Genomic DNA, 15,241 nt, shown 5'->3' on the forward strand with positions numbered 1-15,241 from the left:
ATATTACTTGGAATGTTGAGGTTCATTGCAATCACTAAATTGCTCAGGTGTTTTTCCACAAAACCCACAAGCTTCACCATTTTTGTTAAGCATGGGATTTTGACTTGCACAAGTACCAGAAAATTTGCCGTCTTTTTTACCCCAAATTTTTATTGCTATACCTGCTATTCCCAAGCCTAACAATAGGAATGTTATTAAAAGAAGTTTCATTACATAAATTTTTGCAAAGATAATGCTTTTACTAATATCGATAAAGTGTTTGAATTATGATTGTTGGAATATTATTATTTTGGTGTAGGAAGTTTTGCTGCCTTTACGTATGTTTATTTAGCTTCAGATAATTTTTCTTTGAGTTCTTGATTAATAGCTGTTTGTTCAAAGCTTCTTCAGGACAAGACAGCGCATTAAAAAAGCCTCATTTATTTGAATAAATGAGGCTTTTTACTGAGGGATTTTGCTATTAATCTATTGTAAAGTAATTTCGGCTACAGAGTTTTGTAAAGAAGCAATGGTGTTACCTCCTTTAGGCTCGATGGTTATGTTTAAACCAAGCGCATTTTCAGTATAAGGAATGGTTTTTAATTGTCTGTCTGTTTCACTTAAAATACCCAAGCTTACCATTTTACCTTGTAATTCTGCCCATATTTGGTAGCATTGTTCTTCCGGTAATTTAGGAAGTGATACCACGTCAATCATAGACGTTTTATCTTTAGCATTAATATATGCCACGGTTTTTAAGTTTTTTGCACGACTATTTCCTTCAATAATATACTTATATGTCTCAGGGTCATTAAGTTGTTTAAATTGGCGCATGATGTCATCCAATTTTTTATTGTTCATTTCTATGTCACTTCTTAAATCGAAAATTTCATCAACAACTACTTGATTTTCTTCGGATAGTTTTTCTTTTTGATCGTAAAGAGAAAAGGACCACCCGGCAAAAATTAGAGCGGCAATACTCGCTGCAATACCAAGTTTATGCCAATTTTTATACTTTTTATAAGTATTCATATTAACAACAGGTGTTTCGTCAATCTCATCTAAAATAGTTTCTAAGATGTGTTTGGGGGCATCAACAGCATTACTTTTAGCAACCACTTCTAGGTTAAATTGTAATGTATTGTAGGCATTCTGTACCTCAGGATATTTTGAGAGATAAGTTTCAGTCATTTCTGTTTCGGCAGAAGTAGTGTCTCCCAATAGATATTTTTCTAGTAGGCCAGAATCTAAAAAAGTAGTTATTTTTGCATTCATGACATTTTTTATGTTAAGGGCTGTAAATTTTTTTTAATTCACGTAACCCGATTTTTAATCTCGATTTTATAGTACCAAGAGGAATATCTAGTTCTTCACTGGCTTCTTGTTGTGTCATGCCCTCAAAAAAGAGTGCATGAAGCACAATTTGATATTTTTCATCCAGCGTGTTTAAATGTTTTTTTATATCTAAAACATCCTGGTTTAACTCGTTTGATGTTATTTTATATACGGATGAAGTTTCAATTTGGATTTCGTTATCACTTTTGGTTTTTAAAGATCGGACTTTGTCAATAGCTGTGTTGTATGCAATTCTGTAAAGCCAAGTAAATAATTTGGCTTTCGTGGCATCATATTTTTTAGAGTATCGCCATATTTTCACAAAGCTTTCTTGAAGGACATCTTGGGCCGTATCGTCATCAGTTATTATTTTTTTAATAACACCATACAAAGCATCTGCGTAGTTTTCATACAACAAATTAATGGCCTTTTTGTCTCCATGTTCAAGTAAACTAACTATTTCTTTTTCAATGGTGGATATCAAGATAAATGTGTTTTATAGATAAATTCAAATTGATGAAAATTAAGTAAAATTAGATTTTTTTTTGAATTATAAAATATTTACTTCGGCTTCAACTGAAATATCAAAAAGTCTTTTAATTGTTTTTTGAATTAATTCTGCTAATTCTAATATATCAGAGCCTTTGGCATTTCCATAGTTAACCAATACCAAAGCTTGATTTTTATGTACACCATAATCTCCAAAACGTTTTCCTTTAAAACCTGCTTTTTCAATAAGCCAACCCGCGGGCACTTTAACTTCATCATCCGAAACGGTATAACTTGGCATATCTTCAAAATTCTCTAATAACGTTTGATAATGTAATTTTGTTATAACAGGGTTTTTAAAAAAACTACCACTGTTGCCAATTTCTTTTGGGTTAGGAAGTTTTTGTGTTCTTATTGAAATTACAGCTTTTGAAATATCTTGTATGGTAGGGTTACTAATTTTCATCTCATCAAGCTGAGTTGAAATAGTTCCATAATTAATGTGAAGCTTGTGATTGTGTTTACTAAGATTGAAAGTAACACTGGTAATAATATATTTGCCTTTTGCGTGTTGTTTGAAAATAGAGTTTCTGTAATCGAAATGGCAATCTTCTTTTATAAAGGTTTCTATCTTTTTTGTTTCTAAAGAGATGGCTTCACATGAAAAAAAAGCATCTTTTAACTCCACACCATAAGCCCCAATATTTTGAATGGGAGCTGAACCAACATTTCCTGGGATTAATGACAGGTTTTCAATACCTCCAAAATCCTTATTGATACACCACAAAACAAACTCGTGCCAATTTTCACCTGCGTTAGCTTTAACCAAAACAGAGTCATTATTGTCCGAGACAATGGAAATGCCTTTTATATTGATGTGAACAACAAGTAAATCTTGATTTTTGGTAAGTAACATATTGCTGCCGCCGCCTAAAATTAATTTATCAGGATATTCGGTAAGTCCTAAAACCTTTATTAATTCAGCAATGGTTGCTACCGAAACAAAGTGTTTTGCTTTGGCATCAATACCAAATGTGTTATAAGGCTTTAAAGATATGTTATGGGTTATTTGCACTAATCTTTATATACTTTTAAGGCTTCTTTTATAATATTTACAGCTTTAATTAAGCTTTCTTTGTTCAATACGTAAGCAATTCTTATTTGGTTCAAGCCAAGACCAGGAGTGGAATAAAAACCACCAGCAGGAGCTACCATAACTGTTTCGCCGTTCACATCAAAATGCTCTAAAAGCCATTGAGCAAAATGGTCGGAGTTTTTTATTGGCAATTCTACTACACAATAAAAAGCACCTTTAGGTTTGGTTACTTTAATGCCTTCTATTTTTTGTAATTCTGCAATTAACGTGTCTCTACGCTCGATATATTCGGCAATCACATCATCAAAATAACTTTGTGGCGTGTCTAGTGCAGCTTCACTTGCTATTTGTGCATAGGTTGGCGGACTTAAACGTGCCTGGGCAAATTTTATAACGGTTTTTATAACACTTTTATTTTTAGAGACCAAACAGCCAACACGAGCACCACACATACTGTAGCGTTTAGACACAGAATCAATCATAATCGCATGCTCATCTAATCCTTCTTCATGCATAATGGAATAATGTTCATTACCATCATATATAAATTCACGATATACTTCATCTGCAATTAAAAATAAATCATGTTTTTTAACAATCGCTGTTAATTTTTGAATTTCTTCCTTTGAATACAAATAACCTGTTGGGTTTCCCGGATTACAAATTAAAATAGCCTTTGTTTTTGGTGTAATCAATTTTTCAAATGCTTCAATGGAAGGCAATGCGAAATTATCTTCAATTTTTGAAACAATAGGAACCACATTAACACCGGATGCTACTGAAAATGCAATATAATTAGCATAAAAAGGTTCACAAATGATGACTTCATCATCAGGATCCATAATACTTCCAAACACAAAAAGCAACGCTTCACTGGCACCTGTTGTTACAACAATGTCTGTTTCAGATACATGTATATCATGCTTTTCATAATATGCCGCAATTTTTTCCCTGTACACTTCAGAACCTTCAGATTTTGAGTATGATAAAATTTCAACGGTATTTTCTCTTACAGCTTTTAGAGCAACCTCAGGAGTTTTAATATCTGGTTGTCCAATATTCAAATAGTATATAGATTTCCCATCCTTAACTGCTTGTTCAGCATAAGGCACCAATTTTCGGATAGGCGATTGGGGCATAAGTTCCCCTTTTCTGGATATAGTTGGCATTAAAAAAAATTTAGGGTGCAAAGTTGAGAAAATTATCTTAAAGTTTTTTTAAAAATTAATTCTAAATCGCCAACCGAAAGTAAAGATTTGTAAATTGATGGATGAAAATCTTTATTCTTACTTTATGAAGAAATTACCGTGCATTATCCTGTCTTTTTTATGTTTTGTTATCGGTAGCTATTCTCAAGATAAGTTTAGTGTTCAAAACAAACATAAATCTGACAAAGTTAAATTTAGTTTAATAAACAATGTTATTATAATTCCGGTTGAAATAAATGGGGTAACACTTTCTTTTTTATTGGATACTGGCGTAAGTAAACCAATGATTTTTAATTTTTTAAATGTTTCTGACACTTTAAAAGTAAAGAATACGGAAGCTATTTTTCTAAAAGGGCTGGGAGGAGGAGATTCTGTTGAGGCCTTAAAATCCACTAATAATGTTTTAAGAATAGGTGACGCCATAAACCTACATCAAGATTTGTACGCTATATTTAATACTAACTTGAATTTTGCACCTAAGCTCGGAATTCCGGTACATGGTATCATTGGTTACGATATTTTTAAAGATTTGATAGTGGAAATAAATTATTCAAAAAAATATTTAAAATTAACAGAACCAAATGCTTATAAATATAAAAAGTGTAAAAAGTGTGAAACGTTTAATCTTGAATTTTATAACAATAAGCCCTATTTAAATGGCACTGTTACCATAAACAATAAAACCATTCCCGTAAAACTTCTTATAGATTCTGGAGGGAGCGATGCGTTGTGGTTGTTTGAAAATGATTCGTTGGGAATTGTCACAACCGGAAAGTATTTTGATGATTTTTTAGGTCATGGTCTTAGTGGAAGTGTTTATGGTAAGCGCTCAAAAATTGAAACCTTTTCTTTAAAACATTTTGAGTTTAAAGAGGCTAATGTGGCATTTCCAGATGCTGTATCTATTTCTATAGCTACCCAATTTAAAGACAGAAATGGGAGTGTTTCTGGTAATATTTTGAAGCGTTTTAATATTATTATGGATTATGGTAATACAAAGATAACACTTAAAAAAAATGCTAACTTCAATAATAAATTTGCTTATAATAGAAGTGGTATTGAATTGGCTCATGATGGCGTAAGGTTTGTTAAAGAAATTGATAACAGCACTTTAAACGATAATAGAATAGGTAATGAAGCTGCTAGCGAATATGGTAACAGAATCGTATTTGATAACGCTTATAAAATATCATTAAAGCCATCATACTCCATTGTGGAATTAAGAAAAGGGTCTCCAGCCGATCGAGCCGGGTTAAAGGTAAACGATATTATTTTAAGTATTAATGGCAAACCCACCCATAATTTATCATTACAAGATTTAACCCATATGTTTTATGATGATATTGGTAAACGTATAAAGTTGAAAATTGATAGGGCAGGTGTGGAAAAGTTATATGAATTTAATTTGGAAGATGTATTCAAATAAGAAAGCCTAAACACATGCTTAGGCTTTCTGTTCTTATAAGAGTTAAAGTTTATTGTTGTACAACACTTTTATCTTTTTTTTCTAAAACGCTACTATCTTTAGCATCCACTACATCACCTTTAATTTTTAAAGCTACTGTAGGCGTTTCAGCATTAGAGATAACGGTTATTGTTTTTCTAATTGGGTTTACTCTATTGGTATCATATTTAACCTCAATTTTTCCTGTTTCTTTTGGCATGACAGGCACCTTGGTCCAACTTGGAACGGTACATCCGCAAGTAGAAGTTACATTAGAAATAATTAATGGTGCATCACCAGTGTTTGTGAATTCAAAAACGCGAACACCGTTAGAACCTTTTTCAATGGTTCCATAGTCAATAGTATCTGTTTTAAATTCGATTTTTGCTACTTTATCTTGAGCGTTCACGGATAAACTGATTAATCCGACAAATAAAATTGTAATTAATTGTTTCATGGGTTTAGTTTTAAAATTTTTTTATTTACACCGTCAAAAAATCTTTTTTATTAATCTTTTGAGCGTCTTATTATTCTTTTTTTTCTTAATACATTGTAAACATACTTTCTTTTTCTGCAAAACGCAAAAAAAATGGATGAAATGCATTTTTATCGTTCATTTGTACTATTCAAAAATCAAAATTTCATAAAAAGTATTATTTCAGTTCAATACCAATCATCTGCTTTCACAAGAAAGTAAATATAAGTATTTTTGCAAATAAACATTCAAAAACTGTTCCAAAGTATGCAAATTCCATCTAAATATGATGCAAGTCAGGTAGAAACTAAATGGTATAACTACTGGATGAAACATAATTACTTTCATTCAGAGCCAGACGACAGAGAGCCTTATACTATTGTTATACCACCACCAAACGTCACTGGAGTTTTGCACATGGGACATATGTTAAATAATACCATTCAAGATGTATTGATTCGTCGTGCGCGTTTACAAGGTAAAAATGCTTGCTGGGTACCTGGAACAGACCACGCCTCTATAGCAACGGAAGCTAAAGTTGTAGCCAAGCTTAAAGAAGAAGGGATTGATAAAAATGATTTATCACGCGAGGAATTTTTAAAACACGCTTGGGATTGGACACACGAATATGGTGGTGTTATTCTAGAACAGCTAAAAAAACTAGGATGTTCATGTGATTGGGACAGAACCAAGTTCACTATGGATGGCGATATGAGTGAAGCTGTCATCAAAGTATTTGTTGATTTATTTAACAAAGGATTGATTTACAGAGGTTACCGCATGGTTAATTGGGATCCTGAAGCTAAAACCACTTTATCTGATGAAGAAGTGATTTATGAAGAACGCCAAGGCAATTTATATTATTTAAAATACAAAATCCTTAACGAAGATGGTTCCCCTCCCGATAGCTATCGGGACTCGGAGGGTTTAGGGGAGGCTCTAACCATAGCAACCACACGACCCGAAACCATTTTTGGAGATACCGCCATTTGCATCAATCCGAATGATGCACGTTTCAAACATTTAAAAGGAAAAAAAGCCATTGTACCTATTTGTAATCGTGTGATTCCAATTATTGAAGACGATTATGTCGATATGGAATTTGGTACAGGTTGTTTAAAAGTGACGCCAGCACATGATGAAAATGACAAAAATTTAGGAGATAAGCACAGTCTTATGGTTGTTGATATTTTTAATGATGATGCGTCTCTTAACAGTTTCGGATTGCATTATCAAGGCAAAGACCGGTTTGTAGTTAGAAAAGAGATTACCAAAGAATTGGAAGACAAAGGGTTTTTAGTTAAAACCGAAAGCCATATTAATAAAATAGGAACATCCGAAAGAACCAAAGCCATTATTGAACCTAGATTGTCAGATCAGTGGTTTTTGAAAATGGAGGATTTGGTGAAACCTGCCATAAAAGCAGTTTTAGGTGAAAACTCTGAAATTAAATTGTTTCCAAAGAAATTTGAAAACACCTACCGTCATTGGATGGAAAATATCCGCGATTGGAATATTTCCCGTCAGTTACTTTGGGGACAACAAATTCCAGCATATTATTATGGCGACGGCAAAGAAGACTTTGTAGTTGCAGAAACAATTGATGATGCTTTAAAATTAGCCAAACAAAAAACCAACAACCAACAACTAACAACAAACAACTTAATACAGGATACCGATGCCTTAGATACCTGGTTTAGTTCATGGCTATGGCCGATTAGCGTGTTTGATGGCATTAGACATCCAGAAAATAAAGACATAAAATATTACTATCCAACCAACGATTTAGTGACTGGCCCAGATATTTTATTTTTTTGGGTAGCCCGTATGATCATTGCAGGCTACGAATATAAAGGAGAAAAACCTTTTGAAAACGTGTATTTAACAGGATTGGTTCGCGATAAACAACGTCGGAAAATGAGTAAATCGCTTGGCAATTCGCCTGATGCTTTAAAACTCATTGAAGAATACACCGCTGATGGTGTGCGTGTTGGATTGTTATTAAGTTCTGCCGCTGGTAACGATTTATTGTTTGACGAATCGCTTTGCCAACAAGGAAAAGGTTTTGGAAATAAAGTATGGAACGCTTACCGTTTGGTTGATGGTTGGGATATTGATGACACCATTCCGCAACCAAATTCCAGCAAGATAGCGGTCGATTGGTACGAATCTAAATTCCAAAAAATGTTATTGGACATAGAGGATCACTTTAGTAAATACAGATTAAGCGATGCGTTAATGACTATTTACAAATTGATTTTTGATGATTTTTGTGGTTGGTTTTTAGAAATGATAAAACCAGAATATCAAAAGCCTATAGATGCCAAAACATTTAAAAGTGCCATTGCCATTTTTGAAAACAATCTAAAAATAATGCATCCATTTATGCCGTTTTTAACCGAAGATATTTGGCATTATATTGCAGAAAGAACGCCCGAAGAAGCTTTGATTATTTCAAAGTGGCCAGAACCAAAATCGATAAATGAATCCATAATTACCGAATTTGAATTTGCTTCGGAAGTGATTTCTGGCATAAGAAATATTAGAAAACAGAAAAATATTGCTTTTAAAGATGCCATCGCTTTTTCAGTCATAAATAATGAAAAAGCCCATGCAACTTTTGATGATGTTATAATTAAACTTGTTAATCTGGAAGGTATAAACTATGTTTCTGAAGCTGTTGATGGTGCCTTAACATTTAGGGTAAAATCCAACGAGTATTTTGTGCCTATGGCGGGTTCTGTAAACGTGGAAGAAGAAATTAAAAAACTAACAGACGAGTTAAATTACACCGAAGGTTTTTTAAAATCGGTGCAAAATAAACTGTCGAACGAGCGTTTTGTTGCTGGCGCACCAGAACAGGTTATTGCCAACGAACGCAAAAAAGAAGCTGATGCCTTAGCTAAAATTGAAACATTGAAAACAAGTTTGGCAAGTTTAGGATAAGTTTGTCAGATACTATGTTTTAAATTCTAGTTCTAGAAACCTCGGTTCCAGTCGGGTATTTTAAATCACCTTGATCTTCAACAGTTATAAATAATTCATTAAAGTCGAATGGTGTTACCGTTTTTAAAGTTGATTTTTCAGCATTATCAATTATTAATTGGCCAACATTTTTAATGCCATGCTCCTCTGTAACAATCCAAACACTATAATTATTCCCTGAAGGCTTTAATCTATCAGGACTTGCTAAGTTTCTAGCTGTTATTTCAAGCGTTATGTTTTTGTTGCTATCCGTTTTTTTCTTTGCGGAAATATCAGCTGCTGGCACTAAGTCAGATACTGGGAATGTTGCACTTGTAGCACAAGAATGTAGAACTAAAATAGATACTACTATTAGTAAAGTTTTTATTGTATTCATGTTTTCTTAATTTTAAAATTTCTTACTCTTAATGTTTTTCAGATGACACACCTTTAAAATGTCAGGTCATTTTTAAATTTTTGTTTTTCTATGGGTTACAGCTATAATGATATGAAATCGATTTAATGAATTGTGCGGAGAGAAATGATTCCGATAGCTTTTGGAACAACAAAGGTAAACCAAATTATTAGTCTTTACAGATAAAGTCTAACAATTAAAAATTAATAGAGAGTTTATTGTCAACGAATGTAAAAAGGCCCCCCGTCACCTTGGTTAAAATTGAAACTTCGAAAATTAGCTTGGCGAGTTTGAGGCAGGATTTTTTAAACATTTGTTTGACGGATGATATATAAACCGTAGCATCCCACAGGAGAATATGATTTCAGTTATAGTGATTGCACTATTAAATTCTATTCAGACACTATAAATGTTTTAAGCATATTTTTTCTTATTGTTTCTGGTACTTCCGATATCAAAGCATACTTTCCAGGTTCTAGTGTTGCGATAAAATATCCGTGACTTTCAGCAGGCATATCATTAACACCACCTAGAAAAATGATTGAAGCAGGAGCAGGCTCTATTAATCCTTTCGGGTTAGCCCAGTTCATCCAATTTTCCAGCTCATTTAAATTTGCATCTTCATTGAGTTTAACGAGGTTAATATCATGTCCAACAAAATTTTCATGTACTGTTTGATCTTTGTAATATACAGAAAAGGTGTGTTTGCCAGAGCGAATAGAGTCGTTAAATATAATTCCATCAGTGCTCGAAATATTAATTTCAATATCTGCCATTAATTCCTTGTTACCGGAAGTTGTTTCTGACACTACGAGATCTTTCGTCATTCCCATGGAGGTATGAAATACCCCATTGCTCATTTTTACATAGCATTCCACAATGTATTTTCCAGGTTTTAAATTAATCATTGTTTCTCCCACTTTACCCGGAGAAAGTAGCCCTGAGCCTCCAACAAACACGACTTCACTGAACCACTCTGGAAGATTTGAAAACTCCGCAAAGCCTTCTTCAGTTTTTCCTTCTGTAATAAGTTTCATAGCACTATCAAATACAGGTGCCACAAATTTTTTAGCATCTTCAGAAGTCTTTCCTTCCGGATATTTATCTATCAGAAAAAAATGTGTTTGAGGTGAAAGATTATTATAACGAAATGTATTCCACCCCGAGGTGATAGTGTCGGGCATCTGGAAATCCATATGCTCTGTTATTATTTCTATCACGTTCTCTTTTTCTACTTCAACAATATTAGATTGTGTTTGTTTTTTATCATTTTTACAGGACTGTGTTAATAAAAAAGTAGCTAATACGCTAATTAAAAATATGGTAGAGATAATTTCTCTAATATAATTTTTAGAAGTTATCATAATATAAAGTATTTAGTTATCATTTATTCTTGCCAACTATAATGATGTGATTTAGACTAAGTTATGATTTTTTTCTGACAAATTCAAAATTAAATACCATTCACCTAGTTAAATTACATCGAAGGGGTTTTTGAAATAGTTGCAAAATAAACTATTGAACGAGCGTTTTGTATGCTGACGTATTGTTAAGGTTATTTATTGTTGGCTGGTGTAAAAAGTAATCCGATTTTCAGGTAAAAATTTAAGCGTTTATAATTAGTTTGGCGAGATTTGAATTAAGGCTTTGGAAGGTTCATTTAACTTGTTTTCGTAAAATAATTTTCTTTTTTAGAAATCTTCTCCCTCTAATCGCTTCCGCTAAGCTCTGTCTAGTGGCGGTTGTATTAAAAAGTAAAATTAGATGGTTTTCAGGTTTTAGAAATAGTAAAAGTTTATATCAAGTACTTAATATTACTAGCTTGAATGGCACGAAGTGGAGCTTAGTGGTGGCTGGGTTCCAATACAAGCTTAACGTATAATGGAAAGTGGTCAGAACCAAATTTCGAAAGTCGCTCTAATTCCACGAGCTTAAATTCTTCGGTAACAAAATAGTGATCTAATGGCCATCGTAAAATGAAAGACGTAGCATCAAAAGTATTGTAAAGTCCACGACCGATCCTTACATTTTTTAAATTTCCCTGTTGGCCAAACATCCTGGAAGTGTGAGACCACGAAACATCATTAAAATCCCCAGCAACTATTGATGGTAATGGGTTATTAGCAACTAATTTCCCGATTTTCAACAGTGCAACTTCCTCTTCTTTTACATTGTCGGGATACTTTTTACTTGGAACGGGGGCAACAGGGTGAATTCCGTGGAAATTGAAGAAATTTCCCGAAGGCAATGTCATAATTACGTGAAATGAGGGTACATCATCATGCTTTAAAAATTTTATCTCCTTGTTTTTCATAGGTAATTTAGAATATAAAGACATACCATAAGCATTGTCCAAAGGATATTCCAATTGGTAAGGATAATTTTGTTTTAGAACCAGTAATTCCTTCGCCCACCAATCGTTTACTTCCATAGCGAGAAGAATATCAGGATCCTGTTGTTTTATAATTTTTAAAAAGGCTTCGGATTGCCGATTATCGATTAATACATTTGCCAATAACACGCTAAAAGTGTCGTCTGGTTTTATTATTCCAGTCCGGAAATCTGGAACTGATTTTTCTCCAAGCAGATAGGGGTATATAACAATTCCGTTTATAATTATTACCGCTATAAGGCCAAGTAGGAGAAACAAGGAAGGAAATTTCCATTTTTTGATTAGCAAGATGAGGAGAAATAGAAACAGTATTCCCAGAAGAAGGTACTGTGGCCTCGGGAAATCCAGAATCTTAAAATACCAGAGCCTGAGGTCGTATATAAGGGAAAGTAGGGTTATAAGTATAAGCCCTGTACTAAAAACAAGCACGGAGCAATACAGGAATTTTTTTATGCCACCCATAATCATATGTTTTTTTAAATAAAATTATTGTGAATAAATCCTTTAATCCAGTTTTTATACACTCCTAACATTCGTTAACACTTCATATCTAAGTCAAAGTTATATAAGATATTAACTTCAATACATGCTGAAAATAACATGTAAGTTGCGGTTCATTCCTAAAGCATCAAGTGTCTACACACAGGAAACTTTAGACGAGGTGCGAACAGGTAAATACTTTTAGCTATTGTCAGGTAATACACTGGTATAGTATCTCATAGCTTCTCGAACTCCATTTACCTACTACCAAATGTCATTTTAAACATATTGGTGAATTGTTTTAATAATGATATTTCAGAATTGTCATAGGTATCTACCAAAGTTATCACGTTTAGTTTTGCTGTAAACGATTCCAAAGTCTCTAATTTCGTTTTTTTAATGCTTATCGTTTTCTCGGTATTTGGTAGCATATCAAAATAATTATCAGAGAAATTATTGCTTGAACCTGATGCTAAGAAAACGTTTTTGGCTAGTTTTTTTGTCTTTAAGGTAACTATAAAATGGTCGTTAGTTTCGGTAACAGCATAGGTTAACTCTGGTGCTGGAAGTTTAAGGTTTTTAAATGCCGATAAATACAATATGTTTTCTGTAATTGTTTTATTGTCGGCAGTATTCAATAATTCTGCTTTCAGCAATACCTTGGTAGAATCTATGGCAGTTAAAAAACCGTTTTTTAATAAACTGATGTATTTTTTTGATTGATTTTCTTTGACTTCAATCGGTGTTTCCTGTTGTTTTAAAATGTTCCCATCAAAATCAATGGCCGTAATTTTTAATGTGGCATTAATGGGCTTTAGCGAATCTGAAACTACAAATACATCAATATGTTCTCCTTTATCTTCAAAACTGATTAAAAAGTTTTCAAAGGATTGTTTTGCGGTGTAATGCAATGCCTTCCATTTGCCATGATAATCGATGCTAGACCAAGATGCCACAGGCCAACAGTCGTTAATTTGCCAATATAAACTGCCCATGCAACGATCTCTATTACGTCTGTGCGCTTCAATACCCACTTGTACGCCGTATGCTTGCAACAACTGACTTACATAAAGAAAACTCGCAAAATCCTTAGGACTTTTGTAGTACCGAAGCATGTAATCTTCTATGGTTTCATTGCCAATACTAGAACGTTGGTGCGATTTCATTACATCGGAATAAATGTTATGATCTTGAGGAAGCGTATATTTTTCTACCGTTGCTAATTCCGGAAATGATTGAAAACCGTATTCCGACATAAATCGAGGTATTGCCGTGTTGTATTTTTCGAAAGGTTCTTTGCCCCACCAAACCATCCAATAATGGGCATCTCCTTTATCATGTGATTCTTTTCCGCCAAAATCACTGCCTGGCGAGGATGGCCAATAAGGACGTGTCGGGTCATAATTAACGACCACTTTTGGCAGTATTTTATGGAAAATAGTGTCGTACGCTTTCCAAATGGTATTGGCGACGTCTTTGGATTGTTCTCTGGTAATTTTATCTTTCCAACCCCAACTTTCCCAAGCGATAAGGGCTTCATTATTGCCGCACCAAAGTGCAATAGAGGTGTGGTTTCTTAGTCTTTTAACATTATCTATGGCCTCTTGTTTTACATTTTCTAAAAATTTTGAATCGTCAGGATACATAGAACAAGCAAACATAAAATCCTGCCAAACCAATAGACCCATCTCATCGCATAATTCGTAAAATTCATCGTTCTCATAAATACCGCCGCCCCATACTCGCAGCATATTCATATTGGCCGCTTTGGCAGAAGACACGATATGCCCATAATTTTCTTTTTTGACTCTAGGTAGAAATACATCTTGAGGAATGTAATTGGCACCTTTCATAAAGACAGGATGGCCATTGACTTTAAAGTAAAACGAGGTGCCAAATGTATCAGGTTCTCTAATTAATTCGATGGTTCTCAATCCTATTTTATGTGATTTGGAATCTACATACTCATTGGAAGTCAGTTTTACTTCAACAACATATAAATATTGTTCGCCCATACCATTGGGCCACCACAATTGCGGATTTTCAATTTCAAAAGGAATGCTGAGATTATTTTTCCCATTGGTTAAATCTAAATTAGCTGTTTTTATGGATTCCCCATTTACAAATATTTCCGCTTTTGCTTTATCGCTTTTGCCTGTTGCATCAACTTCAATAAAAGCGGTCATGTTAGCTTTTTCACTGATACTATTTTGTTGGATAAAGACGTCTTCAATTTTAAGATGGTTCCAACTTCTTAATGTTATGGGTCTCCAAATGCCAGATGTGACTAGCCGAGGTCCCCAATCCCATCCAAAATGATAGCCTGCTTTTCTGGTAAATGGACTCACATGTTTTTCTCCATGTACTTGTCCGATTTTTGCAAGGTCGTTATCAGATAAAGGAAGCTTATAACCTAAAGCATCATGTTTTTCAACACCTTTGTTAATGGGAGATTCAAAATGGATTTGTAATACATTGTCTCCAACTTTTAGCAATTGCTTGGCATCTACACTATAATGACGAAACATATTATCTGTTTCAAGTAACAAAGAAAAGTTTAAATATACTTTGCTATAAGTGTCGAGTCCCGAAAAATCTAATTCAATATGTTGTTTTGAAATAGCTTCTTTTGAAAGGTTGAAAGTGGTTTGGTAATGCCAATCTGTTTTGTCTATCCATTGCAACTCATGTTCGTTTAAGCGATAGTAAGGATCTTCTATTTTTTCTAAATAAAGTAAATCGGTATGAACGGTACCTGGAACGCTTGCTTGACTCCACAAGGTGTCTTTGGAATTTTTAAAACTCCAATTTTCATTTAATCTAATTTCTGAAACAGAAGACACTTTACAGCTCATTATAGAAGTAATGATTAAAAATGACAGTAGTCCATAATGTATGAATTTATGCATTGCATATTTTTTTAATGCCCATGTGATTGAGTTTAAGATGGTTTTTATATAAGCA

Annotated in this window: 12 protein-coding genes; 2 read left to right on the top strand and 10 right to left on the bottom strand. The window is 33.6% G+C overall.

Features of this window, described 5'->3' with window-relative positions:
* Positions 1–3: 3 nt before the first annotated feature.
* From CSW08_RS16105 to CSW08_RS16125, 5 genes are all read right to left on the bottom strand, one after another.
* Entirely contained in the window at positions 4–210 is a 207-nt protein-coding gene (locus tag CSW08_RS16105) for a membrane or secreted protein (protein WP_106660892.1), read from the bottom strand.
* Between the two features lie 255 nt (positions 211–465).
* Positions 466–1,254, bottom strand: a complete 789-nt coding sequence (locus CSW08_RS16110; protein WP_106660893.1) for an anti-sigma factor — start codon at positions 1,252–1,254, stop codon at positions 466–468.
* A 13-nt stretch (positions 1,255–1,267) separates the two neighbouring features.
* A complete protein-coding gene (locus tag CSW08_RS16115; RefSeq protein WP_106660895.1) occupies positions 1,268–1,798 on the bottom strand; it encodes an RNA polymerase sigma factor in 531 nt (176 codons plus the stop codon).
* A 66-nt stretch (positions 1,799–1,864) separates the two neighbouring features.
* The gene (gene murB, locus CSW08_RS16120; protein ID WP_106660896.1) at positions 1,865–2,878 is read right to left on the bottom strand and encodes a UDP-N-acetylmuramate dehydrogenase; all 1,014 of its coding nucleotides are present in this window, start codon (positions 2,876–2,878) and stop codon (positions 1,865–1,867) included.
* A complete protein-coding gene (locus tag CSW08_RS16125; protein ID WP_106660898.1) occupies positions 2,878–4,068 on the bottom strand; it encodes a pyridoxal phosphate-dependent aminotransferase in 1,191 nt (396 codons plus the stop codon). The genes murB and CSW08_RS16125 overlap by 1 nt, the downstream gene beginning before the upstream one ends.
* Positions 4,069–4,192: 124 nt before the next feature.
* Here CSW08_RS16125 and CSW08_RS16130 point away from each other — a divergent pair, with 124 nt between their 5' ends.
* A complete protein-coding gene (locus CSW08_RS16130; protein WP_106660965.1) occupies positions 4,193–5,533 on the top strand; it encodes an aspartyl protease family protein in 1,341 nt (446 codons plus the stop codon).
* Between the two features lie 49 nt (positions 5,534–5,582).
* Here CSW08_RS16130 and CSW08_RS16135 read toward each other — a convergent pair whose 3' ends face one another.
* On the bottom strand, positions 5,583–6,008 hold the full coding sequence (locus tag CSW08_RS16135; protein ID WP_106660899.1) for a DUF1573 domain-containing protein: 426 nt from the start codon (positions 6,006–6,008) through the stop codon (positions 5,583–5,585).
* Between the two features lie 285 nt (positions 6,009–6,293).
* Here CSW08_RS16135 and CSW08_RS16140 point away from each other — a divergent pair, with 285 nt between their 5' ends.
* On the top strand, positions 6,294–8,972 hold the full coding sequence (locus CSW08_RS16140; protein ID WP_106660901.1) for a valine--tRNA ligase: 2,679 nt from the start codon (positions 6,294–6,296) through the stop codon (positions 8,970–8,972).
* Positions 8,973–8,991: 19 nt separating this feature from the next.
* Here CSW08_RS16140 and CSW08_RS16145 read toward each other — a convergent pair whose 3' ends face one another.
* The 4 genes from CSW08_RS16145 to CSW08_RS16160 form a co-directional block, all read right to left on the bottom strand.
* Positions 8,992–9,387, bottom strand: coding sequence for a hypothetical protein (locus CSW08_RS16145; protein ID WP_106660902.1), 396 nt, complete (start codon positions 9,385–9,387; stop codon positions 8,992–8,994).
* 410 nt (positions 9,388–9,797) lie between these two features.
* Positions 9,798–10,769, bottom strand: coding sequence for a hypothetical protein (locus CSW08_RS16150; protein ID WP_106660904.1), 972 nt, complete (start codon positions 10,767–10,769; stop codon positions 9,798–9,800).
* 479 nt (positions 10,770–11,248) lie between these two features.
* Positions 11,249–12,055 carry an endonuclease/exonuclease/phosphatase family protein gene (locus tag CSW08_RS16155; protein ID WP_238987293.1) on the bottom strand — a complete coding sequence of 269 codons (807 nt, stop codon included), beginning with the start codon at positions 12,053–12,055 and terminating at the stop codon, positions 11,249–11,251.
* A gap of 479 nt (positions 12,056–12,534) precedes the next feature.
* The gene (locus CSW08_RS16160) at positions 12,535–15,186 is read right to left on the bottom strand and encodes a beta-mannosidase (RefSeq protein WP_106660907.1); all 2,652 of its coding nucleotides are present in this window, start codon (positions 15,184–15,186) and stop codon (positions 12,535–12,537) included.
* Positions 15,187–15,241 lie beyond the last annotated feature (55 nt).

The organism is Confluentibacter flavum (assembly GCF_002843175.1).
GTDB lineage: Bacteria > Bacteroidota > Bacteroidia > Flavobacteriales > Flavobacteriaceae > Confluentibacter > Confluentibacter flavum.